A 14,847-nucleotide genomic window follows, 5' to 3' on the forward strand; every position below is an offset into this window, starting at 1 on the left:
TCCGAATCAGAAGAATCCGGTGTCGGGGAGCGGTGTCTCGTTGACCACGAGGTCGCCGATCACCCGCGCCTTGTACACCGTCGGGTTGTGGGAGAACAGGGTTCGCAGGTTCCGCCAGTGCCGGTCCAGGTGCGCGGACTCCCGGGTGGCCGAGGCACCGCCCACCTCGAACAACCGGGTGGCGGCCCGGAGCGCGACGTCCTCGATGGACACCTTCACCTTGGCGGCCAGGACCGCGGCGTCCTGCTCGAGCCGGGCGTCGACGCCGGACGTGCGGGCGGCGTCCGCGGCCACATCCTGGGCTGCGGCGGCCGCGCGGACCACCGACTCCGCCGCGAAGGCCGCCGCCGACAGCGTTCCGACGACCTCGAGCAACTGCGGGTCGTGCCGTGGTTCCTCGGCGGCGGCGAACACGAAACTGCGCTTGCGGCCGCGGATCAGCGCGGCGGACTCGGTCGTGACGGTGCGGAGGATGCCCGCCGCGATCGCGTGCAGGTACAGCTGAGGAAGCGCCTGACGCGGCCGGGTCTCCTCGTCGCCACCCCGGAACGGAAGGGTCTCGGACTCGGCGACGGCGACGTTCTCGAACACGGTCGTCCCGCTGCCGGTGTGACGCTGGCCGATTCCGTCCCAGTCGTCCTCGTGGACGATCCCCGCGCGGTCGGCGGGCACGATGGCGCTGAGTGCCTTTCCATCCGGGACGTTGGCGGAGACCCGGATGAAATCGGAGTACAGCGAGCCGGTGCTGTAGAACTTCACCCCGTCGAGGCGGTACCCGCCGGACTGCGGAGTCAGCGTGGATTCGAAACTGTAGGAGCCGACGGCGCGGGTGCTCAGTTCCGAGGACGCGCCGCCGAACAGCTTGCCCGACAGGACCTCCGGCAACCATGCGTCCTTGCGTTCGGTGCGCGGGACCCGCAGCAGTTCCTCGACGAAGGCGTAGTGGACGCGGATGATGTGCGGAACATCGGGATCGGCCTCGGCGAGGTCGATCACCAGGTCGAACAGATCCTGCAGGGTGTACCCGCCGCCGCCCTGTTCGCGGGGCACGCGCACGGCCCCGAGGCGGTGCTCGCGGATCAACTCGACGGCGCGGTGCGGTCCTTCGGTCCCGCCACCGGCACGCCGCCGCGCGGCGTCGTCGGCGATCTCGGCGATCACGGCCGCCAGTTCGGCGGAGCCGCGTGCGGGCGGGCGCACCGCCTCCGGCGCGGGTGCCTCGGATACCGCTGTCATGGTGAATCTCCTGTCTTCGGTGAAATGGTCAGCTGACCGGGAACGCGCTGCGGCCGCCGGACAGCACGGTCTCCGCCGTCTGCAGACCCAATCGGTCACGCAGGGTGGGCCGCGGGTCGTGGAGTGACGGGTCGCGCCGAACCGCGTCGAGCAGGGCGGGCAGATCGGTCGCGGTGAACCCTCGGACGATCACGCCGTCGGCTTCCGTCGCAGGTGGGATGCTGCCTGGTGTCCACTGCAGGTCGATGAGCAGCGCCTGGTCCCGGGCGGCGTCCGGGTCGAAGTGCGCCCGGTACCGGCGCACCGAGTCCTCGTCCGGAAGGATCACCGCGTCGGCGGTGCGCCGCGCCGCGACCTGTTCGGCCTCGGTCGCGGGGTGCCAGAAGACGGGCGGCTTGCGTTGCGGCGGTTCGGGAACATTGAGTGGGCCGGAGACGGAGAAGATCCCCGAGTGATCGATGTGGACGATCCGTTCGGAGTCCGCGAAGATGCCGCGCTCGGCGTCGTCGACGATGCTGTCGCCGGGCCAGCTCTCCCACAACTTCCGGACGACCGACACGGCATCGACGGCCGCGTTCACCGGGCCCGACCCGATCAGCCAGCCGGCCCTGCCGTGGGATCCGTGGTCGAGGGAACCGAGCCGGCGCGCGAGATTGAACGGGTGATCGCGGACGACGGCGCCGGCCACCACCAGTCCCACCGTGCTCGTGTGCCGGGCCAGGACGGTGGCGGCCACCGTCGCATCGATCCTCGGCTCCACCTCGTTCTTGTGGTCACCACCGAGAATGAGGAAGTCGATTCCCGACTCGTCGATGCTGCGCCCGAAGTCTTCTCGCCGCGCCTGCTGCCTCGGGTCGAGCACGTGCGTGACGACGGCGGCATCGAGGTGCAGCCCGACGACGGAATGTCGGCTCATGACGGTTCCCCTCTCCGCGATTGCCTTTTACCTTCCCAGAGCGTCGCGCCCGGGACGAGCATTGCGCTCAGTCTGATTGTGAGTCGTGAGCAATCGAAACATTCTGCTCCACAGCGGTACTCACCTGCGCTCGGTCCAGGTGTCGCATAGCGGTGTTCCGCTCACGCTGCGGGGAAGGCTGTACGACCCCACCGTCGCCGCCGTAACGTCGCCCGTGTGGTCACCGTCTGGATCATCGCGGGTGCGTTCCTCCTGTTCCGTGGGGTTCCGGGCGTCGTCGCGCTGTGGCGGTCCCGGTCGTGGACCGGGTCCGAATGCTCGGTCGTCGACGTACGACCCGCGGTCACCTACGCGTACCGGGTCGGGGGCGACGAGTTCACCGGCCGGCGAGAGACATTCGATCCCGGTCCGGGATCCGGTGCCGCCGCGTCCGGTGCCGGCAGGAACGAATTCGTTGCCGGACAGGTCCTCTGGCTGTGGTACGACCCGCAGGATCCGCGGTCCAGCGTCCTCCGGCGCAGTGCGTCCGTATCGATGTTGCTGGTCGCCCTGGGGCTGACGTCCCTCGCCCTCGCGACATCCACCCTCTTCTCAGGAGATGCCCCTTGACATCACGACAGCAGACCCTCGAACCGACACCGGGAGACCTCGGATGAGTGTGATCCAGCGCAGCAGGACCTTCTACGGACTCGCGCTCGGTGAGCACCTGCTCGTCGATGCCATCCGCCGCGGCCGGGTCGACGAACTCGCCGCGTTCGTCGACCGAACCGGGGCGGACTTCGTCCTCGTCGGTGTCGAACGGGTGTCGCGGACCGCTCCCCGCCCCACCGCGGCCCTGTCCCCCAGCGTGTCCGCCGCGGCGCTGATCGCCGCCACCGCCGACGTCGGTGTGTTCGTCACCGCCGTCCCCCACCTCGACCACCCGTACAACCTGGCTCGCCGCCTGGCCTCGCTGGACCACACCAGCCGCGGCCGCGTCGGCTGGCTCACCGGGGTGGAGGACCGGTCGGCGCCGGGCAACCTGGCCTCGGCGGGGGTATGGATCGAGCCCGGGCCGAGTCCCGCGGTGACGACGGACGCGATCCACGCCTCCCGCACACTGTGGGAGAGCTGGCCGGCCGACACGATCCGTGGACGCCCCGGCGACGTGCGGTTCGCCGATTCCGACCGCATCGTCTACGCCGACCACCAGGGGGTCTTCGACATCGCCGGCCCCCTCAACGTCCCGACACCGCCGCAGCAGAAGATTCCCGTCGCATGGTGGGCGGAGGAGGGCGACGACATCGTCTCCGCCGCCGAGGTTTCCGATATCGTCGTGCTGTCCGGCGGCGACGTCGACCGGCACGGCACGGCCGTGCGTGAGCGCGCCCTGCTGTTCGTCGTCGACGATCCCGACGCCACCGGCGTGGACGGTCACATCGCGACCGTCACCGACCTCGACGCCGGCTTCTCCGCATGGGCGCGACCGCCTCGGCCCCGCGGGTACCGGCAGCGGTCGCTCCGGGCGACGCTGCGGCTACCCGATCCGGCGGCTGCCCCGGCCCACCGCCGTCCGGTGTATCCCGGGTAGCGAGCGCACCTTCTGATCAAGTCGATTCTTACACATGACTTTCCGTTTACCCACGCCTATCGTTTCGGGAGCCCACTGGCCCACCCACAGGCCAGGACTCCCTCCCGGCGGCCGACCCGCGGTGCCGTCATCCGATACAGGTGGTGCAGCATGATCGAAGTCCGTTCCGTCACGAAACGATTCGGGAAGAGAGCCCGTTCCGTCGAGGTGCTCCACGACATCGACTTCACCGTCGGCACCGGCCAGATCGCCGCGGTGATCGGCCAGAGCGGGGCGGGCAAGACCACGCTGTCGCGCATCATCAGCCTGCTCGAGCGTCCGTCCGAGGGTCGCATCCTCCTCGACGGGACGGACGTCTCCGGGCTGTCCGAGCGGCGATTGCGGGAGCAGCGCCGCGCGATCGGCACGATCTTCCAGGCGTCGAGCCTCCTCGCCCGCCGGACCGCCGCCGAGAACGTGGCGCTGCCGCTGGAATTCGCCGGCATCGGCCGCACCGAGCGACGGGCACGGGTGGCGGAGCTGCTCGAGCGGGTGGGACTGTCCGACAAGGCCGACCTCTACCCCCGGCAACTGTCGGGCGGGCAGCGGCAACGCGTGGGGATCGCCCGCTCGCTGGCACTGGCGCCCAAGGTCCTGGTGTCCGACGAGGCGACGTCCGGACTGGACCCCGCCACCACCCGATCCATCCTCGCGTTGCTACGCGAACTGCGCGACGACCTCGGGCTGACGATCGTGCTGATCACCCACGAGATGGACGTCGTCCGCCAGGTCGCCGACGTGGTCACCGTCCTCGACGCGGGACGGGTCGTGGAATCGGGACCGGTGATCGACCTCCTGCGCGACCCCCGTTCCGAACTCGGCGTCGGGCTGCTCCCCGACCGTTCCCACATCACCGCGGAGGACCGGGACGTGCTGTGGCACGTCACCTACGGCTCCGACACCGTCCCCACCAACTGGATCGAGCGTCTCGGCACGGCGACCGGCCGGTCGATCGGGGTGCTCTCCGGGACCGTGGAGTCGGTCGGCGGACGCCCGGCGGGCCGGGTCACCATCTCGGTCGCCGGTGACCATCCGTCGGTCGGGGAGCTTCTGTCCTCGTGGGGCCTGCACGGGACACGGGTCGACGACAGCGCGTCCGCCCCGGCCACCGAGGAGGCGGCCGCATGAGCGCCGACAGCGTCGTCCTGGCCATCTCGACCCCCGTCGAGGAACTTCCCGAATTGTTCCTGCCCGCCCTGCAACAGACCGTGCAGATGGTCGGGATCACGGTGATCCTGGCGATCCTGCTGGGCACTCCGCTGGCGGTCATCCTGCACAACACCGCTCCCCGCGGGCTGTTTCCCAACCCGGCGGTCAACGCGGTCGCCGGTTGGGTGGTCAATCTCGGACGATCGCTGCCATTCCTGGTGCTGATGGCCGCCATCATCCCGTTCACCCGCTTCGTCGTCGGCACGTCGCTCGGGGTGCAGGCGGCGGCCGTACCGATGACGCTGGCCGCAACCCCGTACGTCGCGCGCCTGATCGAGAACTCGCTGCGCGACGTTCCGCCCGAAGTGGTGGAAGTGGGACGCGCGTCGGCCGGCTCGAACTTCCAGATCATCCGCAAAGTGCAACTCCACGAAGCGGTCCCGAGCATCATCGGTGCCCTGACGATCGCGTTGATCGGCATCCTCGACATGTCGGCGATCGCAGGCGCCGTGGGAGCCGGCGGCATCGGCAACCTCGCCATCGCCTACGGCTACAACCGATTCGACAACACCGTGATGATCACGACGGTCATCGCGCTCGTGGTGCTGGTCCAGGTCATCCAACTCGTCGGCGACCTGGCAGCCCGCCTCACCAACCGACGCTGAGCCTTTCACTCCCACCCAGATCAGAGGACTACACCCATGACGACTCGACCCCGCTCGGTGACGCGCGCCCGCGCTGTCGCGGCAGGCGGACTGACGGCCACACTGCTACTCCTCCTGACCGCGTGCGGCGCGGGAGGTGGCAACGACCGCACCGAGGGCGACGGTCCGCAGACCACGTTCAAGATCGGGTACACCGCCGGATCGATCCTCGACGAGAAGCTCGCCAAGGAGGTCGCGAAACTCGCACCCGACCACGGCATCACCGTCGAACCGGTGCAGATCGAGGATTCGAAGCTCAAGAACCTCGCGGTCTCCCAGGGCGACATCGACGCCAACCACAGCCAGCATCAGGAGTGGATGCGGGTGCAGAATGAGGACGGCAACTTCGGACTATATGCGGCCGGCGACTGGTACGTCCTGAAGTTCTCGGGCTATTCCGAGAAGTTCGACAAGCTCGAGGATCTCCCCAAGGGCGCCAAGGTCGCCATCCCCGACGACCCGTCGAACCAGGCGCAGGCCCTGCAGACCCTGCAGGACCTCGGCCAGTTGACGCTGAAGGACGGAGTCGACCCGTCCCGCGTGACGATCCGCGACGTCAAGGACAACCCGAAGTCGTTCGAATTCACCGAGGCCGCGCTGGCGCAGTTGCCGCGCACGCTCCCCGACGTCGACCTGGCGCTGGGCTGGCGTTCCAACTTCGATCTCGCCGACGTCCCGGACGACAAGATCGTCTTCAACGCCCCCGCCTACGAGCTGTATTGGATCGAGGTCGTCATCAACGAGAAGAACAAGGACAACCCCGACTTTGCGCCGCTGCTCGACACGTACCACGATCCGCGGATCGGTCAGCTGATCGACAGCGACCCGTTCTTCTCCCGGGTGGCGCAGAGCATCGAGTCGGCGCGGGCCACCGACCGGAGCCAGACGAACGTCGACGGCGCCGCCGCGAAGCCCGCCGGCTGATGCCCGCGCAACGAGAGGTCATCCTCAACGTCAACGTGCTGGACGTGGGTTTCCACCCGTCCGCGTGGCGGGCCCCCGATCTGCACCCGACGTCGTTCATCGACCCCGACTACTACGCCGAGGTCGCGAAGATCGCGGAGCGCGGCACCCTGGACGCGCTGTTCCTCGCGGACGGTCCCGCGCTCCGCGAGGATCCCGCCGTCAAACCGACCCGGGCGCTCGAACCCACCACCGTTCTCGGGGTGGTGGCGAGCGCGACGGAGCACCTCGGGCTGATCGGCACGGCGTCGACGACGTTCAACGACCCGTTCGACCTGGCGGACCGGTTCCTGTCCCTCGACGTCGTGTCCGGCGGGCGGGTGGCGTGGAATGTGGTGACCACGTTCCACGCCGGGACGGCCCACAACTTCGGTCTCTCCCGGATCCCCGACCGCGAGGCGCGGTACCGCCGCGCCTCCGAGTTCGTGGACGTCGTCACGGCGCTGTGGGAATCGGCGGCCACCCGGGTGCCGGTGCACCACGACGGGGAGTTCTTCCACGTGCACGGTGTGCTGCCCGTGCCGCCGTCGCCGCAGGGCCGCCCGCTGCTAGTGCAGGCCGGTGGTTCCCCGCAGGGCCGCACGCTGGCCGGACGCAGCGCCGACGCGGTGTTCTCGGCGGAGCTCACACTCGACGCCGGTCGGCAGCACTACCGGCAGGTGAAGGACGTCGCGCGCGCGGCCGGTCGCGACCCCGGGTCCGTGAAGATCCTGCCCGGCCTCGTCACGGTGGTAGGCAGCACCGAGGCCGAGGCGATCGCCCGGTACGAGGATTGGGAGTCCAAGGCCGCCGAGCGGCTCGGCGGGATGCTCGGCGTCGACCTCAGCTCACTCGACCCGGACCGGCCGATCCCGGAGGACCTGCTGCTGGCGCCGGTCGACCCGTCGTTCTCCGGTTCCCTCGGGTTCCGTGAAGCCGTCGTGCGACTGGCACTGGAGAGCCGGTACTCGGTGTCCGAACTTCTGCGCAAGGCAGGCGGCTTCGGCCACCGGCTCGTCGTCGGCTCCCCCGAACAGATCGCCGACACCATCGAGGAGTGGTTCGTGGCGGGCGCGGCGGACGGATTCAACCTGATGCCGGACGGATTCCCCTCCGGCCTCACCGATTTCGTCGACCACGTCGTACCGGTACTCCGCGAGAAGGGGATCTTCCAGCACGAGTACGCCGAATCGACACTCCGCGAACGTTTCGAGGGCGCTCCGCTCCCCGTGCGTGGTTGACGAGTGCAGGGACTCGTTAACCACGCACGGGCGGCGGAGCCGCCTACGCGGGTGTCCGGACCACGGTGAGGGCGGACTGCCGGCGGAGGGTGAAACCCAGGCTCTCGTACAGCCGGATCGCCGTCGTGTTCGACTGCGCGGCGTGCAGGAACGGCGTCTCCCCGCGTGCGTGGATACCGGCTCCGACGGCGCGGACGAGCCGGGCACCGAATCCGCGGCCCCGGAAACGCTCGTCGGTGCAGACCGCGCTGATCTCGGTCCAGCCGGGCGGATGCAGCCGCTCTCCCGCCATGGCGACGAGTTCGCCGTCGACCCGAAACCCGAGGTAGGTCCCCATCTCGATGGTCCGCGGAAGGTACGGTCCGGGCCGGGTGCGGCCGATCAGATCGAGGATCTCCGGAACATTGTCCGCGCCGAGGACCTCGGCGTCCGGGTCCGGTACGACGTCCAGCGCGGTGCCGTCCATCTGGACCAGGCCGAAGGAGTCCAGAACCTCCCAGCCCGGCGGCGGCGTGTGCCCGAATCCGCGGAGCGCGGCCGTCGCCGACGGGCCGAGCAGTGCGGCCAGGTCCGCCCAGTCCTCGTCCACCAGGGTGTCCGGGTGGCCGACGTGCGGCGCGACGTCCGGGTGATACCGCGCCACCCGGCCCGACCACCGGGCGAAATGCGCGTGCTCGCCGCGCAGGGATTCGCGAATCGCGTCGTCCAGAGGATGGACGTCCGTCTCGGCCGGGGCCGTCAGTTCCGTGGTCATCGCACTCGGTTACGACGCGACGGTGCGGAGCCAGCGGAACCGGCTGCGGTGGAACACGATCGGCTCGATCTCCGACTGCACCCGCAGCTCGTTGATCCGCAGGACCACGATCGCGTGATCGCCCGCGGGCACCTGCTGGGTGACGGTGGTGTCCAGCCACACCGACGCTCCGTCGATGAACAACGCGCCGCCGTCGGTGGTTTCGGTGTCGAGGCCCGCGAACCGGTCACCGGTCTTCGCGGCCAGCACACGCGCGGCGGCGTCGTGCGCCTCACCGAGCACACTGATCCCGACGTGCTCGAGGTCCGCGAGCTTCGGCCACGTCGTGGACGTGTTCTGCACGCAGAACGCGACGAGCGGCGGCTCCAGGGACACCGGCACGAACGTGCTCGCTGCCATCCCGACCCGTTCACCGTCGACTTCGGCGCAGACGGCGACGACACCGCTCGGGAAATGTCCGAACGCCTCTCGGAGCGAAGTCTTGTCCAGTGTGCCGTCTGCCTGCGTCATGAGAGTTCCGTCCGGGTCCGGGCCGCCGCGGTGAGGATCGAACCCCACCGCTCGGCGTAGTCGGCGATGCGCGTGTCGGTGGTGTAGGCGGTGTCGATGAGGTAGAGGCCCGGCGCGGGGGCTGTCGCGCCCAATTCCACGAGCACCGGCTTGAGCAGCAGGTCCGGCGCCATGGCGTGTGCCGGGCCGGCCCCGAGCATCAGCGGCACCACCACGACGCCCTTCAGGCCGTCGCCGGTCGCGAACTGGTCGAGGAACAGTTTCAGCACACCCGTGTACGACGCCTTGAACGTCGGGCTGGCGAACACCACGAGATCCGACGAGGCCACGGTCTCCACGGCCGCCGCGACCTTCTCGTCGCCCCACCCGAGCAGTCCCGGACCGAGCTCGATCACGTCGACCGTGGAATCCACGGCGGCGCCTGTCACCGCGGCCGCGACCAGACCGGCCGCGTCCAGCGTCCGTGAACCGGGCTTGGGATTGCCGGCCACTACCGTTACCTTCATTGCCTCATCACCTCTCGCATGCCTACCCCGCCACCCTAGAGCACTCAGTGGTTCCGGTCGAATACTGCAGGGCAGGAACGGAAGTCGAGGCACGTTCCTTCGAATCACGGCGATCGAAACCATTCCGCACCGCGCGCGGACGGGCTACGTTGTCAGCGGCCACACTCCGTGGTCAGCAGATCGATCGTGGGGATTTTTCGTGAAGTTCAGCCGTTCTCTCGCCCTTGCCGCCGTTCCTCTCCTGGCGGTACTGACAGCGTGCTCCGGTGGATCCGGCGGCGCCGACGGCGACACGGTTCGGATCGGAACCACCGAGGCCAGCGACCTTTCGTGGGAGATCTTCGAGGAGAAGGCGAAGGACGCGGGTATCACGCTCGACGTCGTGAACTTCTCCGACTACTCGCAGCCGAACATCGCCCTGTCGCAGGGGCAGATCGACGCCAACCTCTTCCAGCACCTGCAGTTCCTCGGCGAGTACAACACCGGCGCCGACGACGACCTCACCCCGATCGGCGCCACCCAGATCGTGCCTCTCGGCCTGTACTCGCAGAAGCACCAGAGTGTCGCCGACATTCCGCAGGGCGGGGAGATCGCCATCCCCAACGACCCCAGCAACCAGGCTCGTGCGCTGTTCGTGTTGAAGGGCGCCGGCCTGCTCACCCTGACCGGCGACAACCCGTCCCCCACGCCCGCCGACATCGACGCGGGTAAGTCCAAGGTGAAGGTGACGCCGGTCGACGCCGCGCAGACGGCGCTGTCGCTCGCGTCCGTGGACGGTGCGATCGTCAACAACACCTTCCTCGAGCGTTCGGGCATCGATCCCGAATCGGCCCTCTACAAGGACGACCCGTCGAGCCCCGCCGCCGAGCCGTACATCAATACGTTCGTCACCCGCGCCGAGGACAAGGACAACGCGACGTACCTCGAACTCGTGAAGATCTGGCACAACCCCGAGATCCAGGCCGCCGTGCGCGAGGAGTCGAAGGGAACGTCGGTCGAGGTGGAACGCGACGGCGCGCAGCTGCAGCAGATCCTGTCGCGGGTCGAAGAGGGAATTCGTTCGGCCAAGTAGATGACACCGATCGTCCGATTCGAATCCGTCACCAAAACCTTCCAAGCCGGAAAGAAGACACTCACCGCCGTCGACGCCGTCGATCTCACCATCGAACGAGGTGAGATCTTCGGGGTCATCGGCTACTCGGGGGCCGGGAAGAGCACGCTGGTCCGGCTGATCAACGGCCTGGAACGCCCCACCGGTGGGCGCGTCGTCGTCGACGACGTCGACATCACCGCGCTGCCGGAATCGAAACTCCGGCACGTGCGCGCGAAGATCGGCATGATCTTCCAGCAGTTCAACCTGTTCCGCTCCCGCACCGTCGCCGGGAATGTCGGATACCCCCTCGTCGTGGCGGGCTGGCCACGGCAGAAGCGCCGCGAACGCGTCGCCGAACTGCTCGCGTTCGTCGGCCTGTCCGACAAGGCGCGGGCCTACCCCGACCAGCTGTCCGGCGGGCAGAAGCAGCGGGTCGGGATCGCCCGCGCGCTGGCGACGTCGCCGGACCTGCTGCTCGCCGACGAGTCCACCAGCGCCCTGGACCCGGAGACCACGCAGGACGTACTCCGCCTGCTCCGCAAGGTGAACCGGGAACTCGGGGTCACGATCGTGGTGATCACGCACGAGATGGACGTCGTCCGGGCCGTCGCGGATCGTGTCGCCGTGCTGGCGGAGGGTCGCGTCGTGGAACTCGGCACCGTGTTCGACGTCTTCTCCGAACCACAGGCGCCGGCGTCGAAGAGCTTCGTGAGCACGATCCTGCGCAACCGCCCGGAACCGGCCGACCTGGAGCGGCTGCGCGCGCGTTTCGGTGGCCGGATCGTCACCGCCGACGTGCGGGACGGCAGCCGGATCGGCGACGTTCTCTCCGACGCGGGTGGGCACGGTGTCCGGTTCGAGATCGTCTACGGCGGCATCACCACCCTGCAGGACCGCTCGTTCGGCAGTCTGACGCTCGAACTCGTCGGTCCGGACGACGGTGTCGACGACGTCATCCGCCGGTTGCGGACCGTCACCGACGTCGAGGAAGTACAGGCATGACCACGAACTGGGACAAACTGCGCCCCGTACTGTTCGAATCCATCGGCACCACCATCTACATGGTGGTGATCACACTGGTGGTCGGCGGGCTGATCGGGCTCGCGGTGGGGACGCTGCTGTACGCCACGCGGAAGGGCGGGATCCTCCAGAACACGGCCGCCTACACGGTCCTGAACATCCTCGTGAACATCGTGCGGCCGATTCCGTTCATCATCCTGCTCGCCGCACTGGGGCCCGTCACCCTCGCAGTGGTGGGCCGGACCATCGGCACCGAGGCCGCGATCTTCGTGATGATCATCGCGTCGTCGTTCGCCATCGCGCGCATCGTGGAACAGAATCTGGTGACCGTCGACCCCGGTGTGATCGAGGCTGCCCGCGCGATGGGTGCCGGTCCCCTGCGGATCATCGTCACCCTGCTGATCCCGGAAGCCCTGGGCCCGTTGATCCTCGGATACACGTTCGTCCTCATCGGCATCGTCGACATCTCCGCGATGGCCGGCACCATCGGCGGCGGCGGGCTCGGCGACTTCGCCATCGTCTACGGCTACCAGCGCTTCAACTGGCAGGTGACCCTCGTCGCCACCCTCGTCATCATCCTGCTCGTGCAGGCCTCCCAGTTCTTCGGCAACTGGCTGGCGCGAAAGGCATTGCGCCGCTAGCGCCCGTGAGCCTCAACTCCCGGCGACGCTCGCGGGTCACGGCGCCACCACTCAAGGTGGGCGCCGATCCGACGAGGAGCGCGGTGTAGGGGTGCTGGGGATCGGAGATCACCTGATGGGTGGGTCCGTCCTCGACGATGTTGCCGCGGTACAGCACGACGATCCGGTCGACCAGCGCGGCGACGGCCCCCAGGTCGTGCGAGATGAACAGCTGAGCGAGCTGCCTCGAATGCCCGAGTTCGGTGAGCAGTTTCAGGATCTGGATGCGGTTGACCGAGTCGAGGGCGCTCACCGGTTCGTCGAGCAGCAGCAGCGCCGGATCCAGGACGAGGGCCCTCGCGATCGCGATCCGCTGACGCTGCCCACCCGACAGTTCGGCCGGAATCCGCGCCGCGATGCCGGCGTCGAGTCCGACACTGCTCAGCACCGCCGCGACCTTCGACCACACGGCGTCACGGAGCCCGCCCCGCACGATCAGACCCTCGGCGATCGACTCGCCCACGGGGATGTCCGGGTCGAGGCTCAGCAGCGGATCCTGGAACACGTACTGGACGGTCCCCGTGCGGCGGTGCGCCCGGCGTTGCGCCGCGGGCAGGTCGTCGACGCGCTGCCCGCGGATCTCGACCGACCCGGCCGTCGGGGTGATCAGACCGAGAATCGTCCGGGCCAGTGTCGTTTTCCCGGAGCCGCTTTCACCGATGAGTCCCACCTTCTCGCCGGCATCGATGGTGAGGTCGACGCCGTGCAGGATCTGCTTGCGGGCGCCACGGAGCCCACGCTCCACCCGGACGTCGGTCATGCGCAGCAACGGTTCAGACACGAGCCGCCTCCTTCCCGATGAACGACTCGAGCCCGTATTCCCGATGGTTGTCGACGAGTTGGCGGGTGTATTCGTGCCGGGGCGCGGTGAGCAGGTCGTCCGCCCGCCCGGACTCGACGACGGCGCCGTCCCGCATCACGATCACGCTGTCGCAGACCTGAGCGACCACGGCGAGGTCGTGCGAGACGAGGACGAGCGCGAGGCCCAGTTCTTCGCGCAGGTCCTCGAGCAGGTCGAGGACCTCGGCCTGGACGGTGACGTCCAGGGCGGTGGTCGCCTCGTCCGCGATGAGGAGTTCCGGTTCCGCGGACACCGCGATCGCGATGAGAACCCGCTGGAGCATGCCCCCGGACAGTTCGTGCGGGTACTGGCGGTACACGGTGTCCGCGTCGGTCAGCCCCATCTTCCGGAACAGTTCGAGGCCGCGCCGCTTGGCGTCGGCGCGGGACAGTCCGAGCGTGGAACGGAGCGCCTCGGCGAGCTGTTCACCGACGCGGATGGACGGGTTCAGGTAGGACGCCGGGTCCTGGAACACGGCGGCGATGCGGGTGCCGCGCAGGGGTCGCCACTGCTTGCGCCCGAGGTCGGTGAGTTCGATGCCGTCGAAGTCGATCGAGCCTGCGGTGACGTCGATTCCGCCGGGCAGGATTCCGAGGATGGCGCGGCAGGTCAGCGATTTGCCGCTTCCCGATTCGCCGACGATCCCGAGTGCTTCGCCGGGCGCGAGGGAGAAGTCGACGCCGCGGACCAGTTCGGTTCCTTCGTCGAGAGCGATACGCAGATCGCTGACGGTGAGCACCGGCCTGCGGGGGCGTGTGGTGTCCGGTGCCGAAGTGGCATCGAGTGTGTCAGTGGACATCCGAGGTGACCTCCTGTTTCCTGGGGGCGCGTCGTGCGGGGCGGCCGGTTGCATCGCGCAGTGCGTCGGCGATGGCATTGAGCGCCCACACGGTCGCCACGATCAGCAGCGCGGGGACGACGGGACCGAACGGAACCTGGTAGAGGTACTGCAGTCCGCTGGCGAGGAGTCCGCCCCAGGTGGGGTCGGGCGGGACGACGCCGATCCCGAGGAAGGTCAGCGAAGACACGATGACGAGGCTGGCCCCGGTCATGGCGGCGAATGTCACCCCGACCGCGGGCAGCACCTTGCGCACCGCGTGGCGGCGGATGATCCAGGACGTGTCGGCGCCCATCAGTTCGGCGGCCTCGACGTACTGGGAGTTGGCAACGGTCAGCGCCGCGGCGCGAGTGACCCGGTAGAACGCGGGCGCGATGAGGATGCCGACCGCGAACATCGCCTGCGCCAGCCCGTTTCCGAGCAGCGCGGTCATCGCGACGGCGAACACGAGGAACGGCAGCGTGATCAGCGCATCCATCAGCCGGAGCGTGAACCATTCCACGCTGCGCCCCAGATACACCGACAGGAAGCCCGGGATCACGCCGAGGAGAAATCCGACCACGACGCATTGCAGAGCCGACAGCACCGACACGGTCGAACCCGCAAGCAGCCGGCTGAACACGTCCCGTCCGACGTTGTCCGTTCCGAGCCAGTGAGTTCCGCTCGGGCCCTGCAGGATTGCCGACGTGTCCTGCTCGAGCGGGTCGAACGGCGCGAGAACGGGCCCGAAGAGCGCGAGGACCACGATCAGCCCGAGGACGATCAGCGCGGCGCGAGCGGAGTGATAGCGCAGAATTGCTGTGAGCAT

The 14,847-nt window shown here is 68.8% G+C and carries 17 protein-coding genes; 9 read left to right on the forward strand and 8 right to left on the reverse strand.

From position 1 onward, the window contains the following. Nucleotides 1–6: 6 nt before the first annotated feature. Together JWS14_RS08850 and JWS14_RS08855 are read right to left on the reverse strand one after the other, a co-directional pair. Nucleotides 7–1,236, reverse strand: a complete 1,230-nt coding sequence (locus JWS14_RS08850; RefSeq protein ID WP_206012918.1) for an acyl-CoA dehydrogenase family protein — start codon at nucleotides 1,234–1,236, stop codon at nucleotides 7–9. Between the two features lie 28 nt (nucleotides 1,237–1,264). After that, the gene (locus tag JWS14_RS08855) at nucleotides 1,265–2,152 is read right to left on the reverse strand and encodes an LLM class flavin-dependent oxidoreductase (protein ID WP_095865856.1); all 888 of its coding nucleotides are present in this window, start codon (nucleotides 2,150–2,152) and stop codon (nucleotides 1,265–1,267) included. A gap of 216 nt (nucleotides 2,153–2,368) precedes the next feature. Between JWS14_RS08855 and JWS14_RS08860 the strand changes: the two genes are divergently transcribed. From JWS14_RS08860 to JWS14_RS08885, 6 genes are all read left to right on the forward strand, one after another. Then, a complete protein-coding gene (locus tag JWS14_RS08860; protein WP_206012919.1) occupies nucleotides 2,369–2,761 on the forward strand; it encodes a DUF3592 domain-containing protein in 393 nt (130 codons plus the stop codon). A 43-nt stretch (nucleotides 2,762–2,804) separates the two neighbouring features. Continuing rightward, nucleotides 2,805–3,722, forward strand: a complete 918-nt coding sequence (locus tag JWS14_RS08865; RefSeq protein WP_206012920.1) for an LLM class flavin-dependent oxidoreductase — start codon at nucleotides 2,805–2,807, stop codon at nucleotides 3,720–3,722. 150 nt (nucleotides 3,723–3,872) lie between these two features. Next, nucleotides 3,873–4,889 carry a methionine ABC transporter ATP-binding protein gene (locus tag JWS14_RS08870; RefSeq protein WP_206012921.1) on the forward strand — a complete coding sequence of 339 codons (1,017 nt, stop codon included), beginning with the start codon at nucleotides 3,873–3,875 and terminating at the stop codon, nucleotides 4,887–4,889. After that, on the forward strand, nucleotides 4,886–5,575 hold the full coding sequence (locus JWS14_RS08875; protein WP_206012922.1) for a methionine ABC transporter permease: 690 nt from the start codon (nucleotides 4,886–4,888) through the stop codon (nucleotides 5,573–5,575). Before JWS14_RS08870 ends, JWS14_RS08875 begins: the two co-directional genes overlap by 4 nt. Before the next feature lie 36 nt (nucleotides 5,576–5,611). Next, a complete protein-coding gene (locus JWS14_RS08880; protein ID WP_206012923.1) occupies nucleotides 5,612–6,538 on the forward strand; it encodes a MetQ/NlpA family ABC transporter substrate-binding protein in 927 nt (308 codons plus the stop codon). Next, nucleotides 6,538–7,797, forward strand: a complete 1,260-nt coding sequence (locus tag JWS14_RS08885) for an NtaA/DmoA family FMN-dependent monooxygenase (protein WP_206012924.1) — start codon at nucleotides 6,538–6,540, stop codon at nucleotides 7,795–7,797. The genes JWS14_RS08880 and JWS14_RS08885 overlap by 1 nt, the downstream gene beginning before the upstream one ends. A 43-nt stretch (nucleotides 7,798–7,840) precedes the next feature. Here the strand turns inward: JWS14_RS08885 and JWS14_RS08890 are convergent, their stop codons facing one another. From JWS14_RS08890 to JWS14_RS08900, 3 genes are read right to left on the reverse strand one after another with little or no spacing between them, the layout of a single operon-like run. Continuing rightward, entirely contained in the window at nucleotides 7,841–8,551 is a 711-nt protein-coding gene (locus JWS14_RS08890; protein ID WP_095865863.1) for a GNAT family N-acetyltransferase, read from the reverse strand. A 9-nt stretch (nucleotides 8,552–8,560) separates the two neighbouring features. After that, a complete protein-coding gene (locus tag JWS14_RS08895) occupies nucleotides 8,561–9,061 on the reverse strand; it encodes a flavin reductase family protein (protein ID WP_072944120.1) in 501 nt (166 codons plus the stop codon). Further along, nucleotides 9,058–9,567, reverse strand: coding sequence for an NADPH-dependent FMN reductase (locus JWS14_RS08900; RefSeq protein ID WP_206012925.1), 510 nt, complete (start codon nucleotides 9,565–9,567; stop codon nucleotides 9,058–9,060). Before JWS14_RS08900 ends, JWS14_RS08895 begins: the two co-directional genes overlap by 4 nt. A 199-nt stretch (nucleotides 9,568–9,766) precedes the next feature. Here JWS14_RS08900 and JWS14_RS08905 point away from each other — a divergent pair, with 199 nt between their 5' ends. The 3 genes from JWS14_RS08905 to JWS14_RS08915 are packed head-to-tail and all read left to right on the forward strand — an operon-like array spanning nucleotide 9,767 to nucleotide 12,321. Next, entirely contained in the window at nucleotides 9,767–10,639 is an 873-nt protein-coding gene (locus JWS14_RS08905; protein WP_095865865.1) for a MetQ/NlpA family ABC transporter substrate-binding protein, read from the forward strand. Beyond that, the gene (locus JWS14_RS08910; protein ID WP_072944113.1) at nucleotides 10,640–11,662 is read left to right on the forward strand and encodes a methionine ABC transporter ATP-binding protein; all 1,023 of its coding nucleotides are present in this window, start codon (nucleotides 10,640–10,642) and stop codon (nucleotides 11,660–11,662) included. Continuing rightward, nucleotides 11,659–12,321 carry a methionine ABC transporter permease gene (locus tag JWS14_RS08915; RefSeq protein WP_206012926.1) on the forward strand — a complete coding sequence of 221 codons (663 nt, stop codon included), beginning with the start codon at nucleotides 11,659–11,661 and terminating at the stop codon, nucleotides 12,319–12,321. The genes JWS14_RS08910 and JWS14_RS08915 overlap by 4 nt, the downstream gene beginning before the upstream one ends. Here the strand turns inward: JWS14_RS08915 and JWS14_RS08920 are convergent. The 3 genes from JWS14_RS08920 to JWS14_RS08930 are packed head-to-tail and all read right to left on the reverse strand — an operon-like array spanning nucleotide 12,254 to nucleotide 14,847. Then, nucleotides 12,254–13,141 (reverse strand): ABC transporter ATP-binding protein, encoded by an 888-nt coding sequence (locus JWS14_RS08920; RefSeq protein ID WP_241031301.1) that lies wholly within the window; start codon nucleotides 13,139–13,141, stop codon nucleotides 12,254–12,256. The two genes, JWS14_RS08915 and JWS14_RS08920, sit on opposite strands and share 68 nt — an antisense overlap. Further along, the gene (locus JWS14_RS08925) at nucleotides 13,134–14,000 is read right to left on the reverse strand and encodes an ABC transporter ATP-binding protein (RefSeq protein ID WP_206012927.1); all 867 of its coding nucleotides are present in this window, start codon (nucleotides 13,998–14,000) and stop codon (nucleotides 13,134–13,136) included. The genes JWS14_RS08920 and JWS14_RS08925 overlap by 8 nt, the downstream gene beginning before the upstream one ends. Then, entirely contained in the window at nucleotides 13,990–14,847 is an 858-nt protein-coding gene (locus tag JWS14_RS08930) for an ABC transporter permease (RefSeq protein WP_206012928.1), read from the reverse strand. Before JWS14_RS08930 ends, JWS14_RS08925 begins: the two co-directional genes overlap by 11 nt.

Source organism: Rhodococcus koreensis (genome assembly GCF_017068375.1).
Lineage (GTDB): Bacteria > Actinomycetota > Actinomycetes > Mycobacteriales > Mycobacteriaceae > Rhodococcus_F > Rhodococcus_F koreensis.

Bases quoted from the DNA above. Each gene is read 5' to 3' on its own strand.
- JWS14_RS08855 (WP_095865856.1), bottom strand. From the start codon at position 2,152: ATGAGCCGACATTCCGTCGTCGGGCTGCACCTCGATGCCGCCGTCGTC.
- JWS14_RS08850 (WP_206012918.1), bottom strand. From the start codon at position 1,236: ATGACAGCGGTATCCGAGGCACCCGCGCCGGAGGCGGTGCGCCCGCCC.
- JWS14_RS08895 (WP_072944120.1), bottom strand. From the start codon at position 9,061: ATGACGCAGGCAGACGGCACACTGGACAAGACTTCGCTCCGAGAGGCG.
- JWS14_RS08870 (WP_206012921.1), top strand. From the start codon at position 3,873: ATGATCGAAGTCCGTTCCGTCACGAAACGATTCGGGAAGAGAGCCCGT.
- JWS14_RS08865 (WP_206012920.1), top strand. From the start codon at position 2,805: ATGAGTGTGATCCAGCGCAGCAGGACCTTCTACGGACTCGCGCTCGGT.
- JWS14_RS08880 (WP_206012923.1), top strand. From the start codon at position 5,612: ATGACGACTCGACCCCGCTCGGTGACGCGCGCCCGCGCTGTCGCGGCA.
- JWS14_RS08885 (WP_206012924.1), top strand. From the start codon at position 6,538: ATGCCCGCGCAACGAGAGGTCATCCTCAACGTCAACGTGCTGGACGTG.
- JWS14_RS08890 (WP_095865863.1), bottom strand. From the start codon at position 8,551: ATGACCACGGAACTGACGGCCCCGGCCGAGACGGACGTCCATCCTCTG.
- JWS14_RS08875 (WP_206012922.1), top strand. From the start codon at position 4,886: ATGAGCGCCGACAGCGTCGTCCTGGCCATCTCGACCCCCGTCGAGGAA.
- JWS14_RS08910 (WP_072944113.1), top strand. From the start codon at position 10,640: ATGACACCGATCGTCCGATTCGAATCCGTCACCAAAACCTTCCAAGCC.
- JWS14_RS08925 (WP_206012927.1), bottom strand. From the start codon at position 14,000: ATGTCCACTGACACACTCGATGCCACTTCGGCACCGGACACCACACGC.
- JWS14_RS08930 (WP_206012928.1), bottom strand. From the start codon at position 14,847: ATGCTCACAGCAATTCTGCGCTATCACTCCGCTCGCGCCGCGCTGATC.
- JWS14_RS08915 (WP_206012926.1), top strand. From the start codon at position 11,659: ATGACCACGAACTGGGACAAACTGCGCCCCGTACTGTTCGAATCCATC.
- JWS14_RS08900 (WP_206012925.1), bottom strand. From the start codon at position 9,567: ATGAAGGTAACGGTAGTGGCCGGCAATCCCAAGCCCGGTTCACGGACG.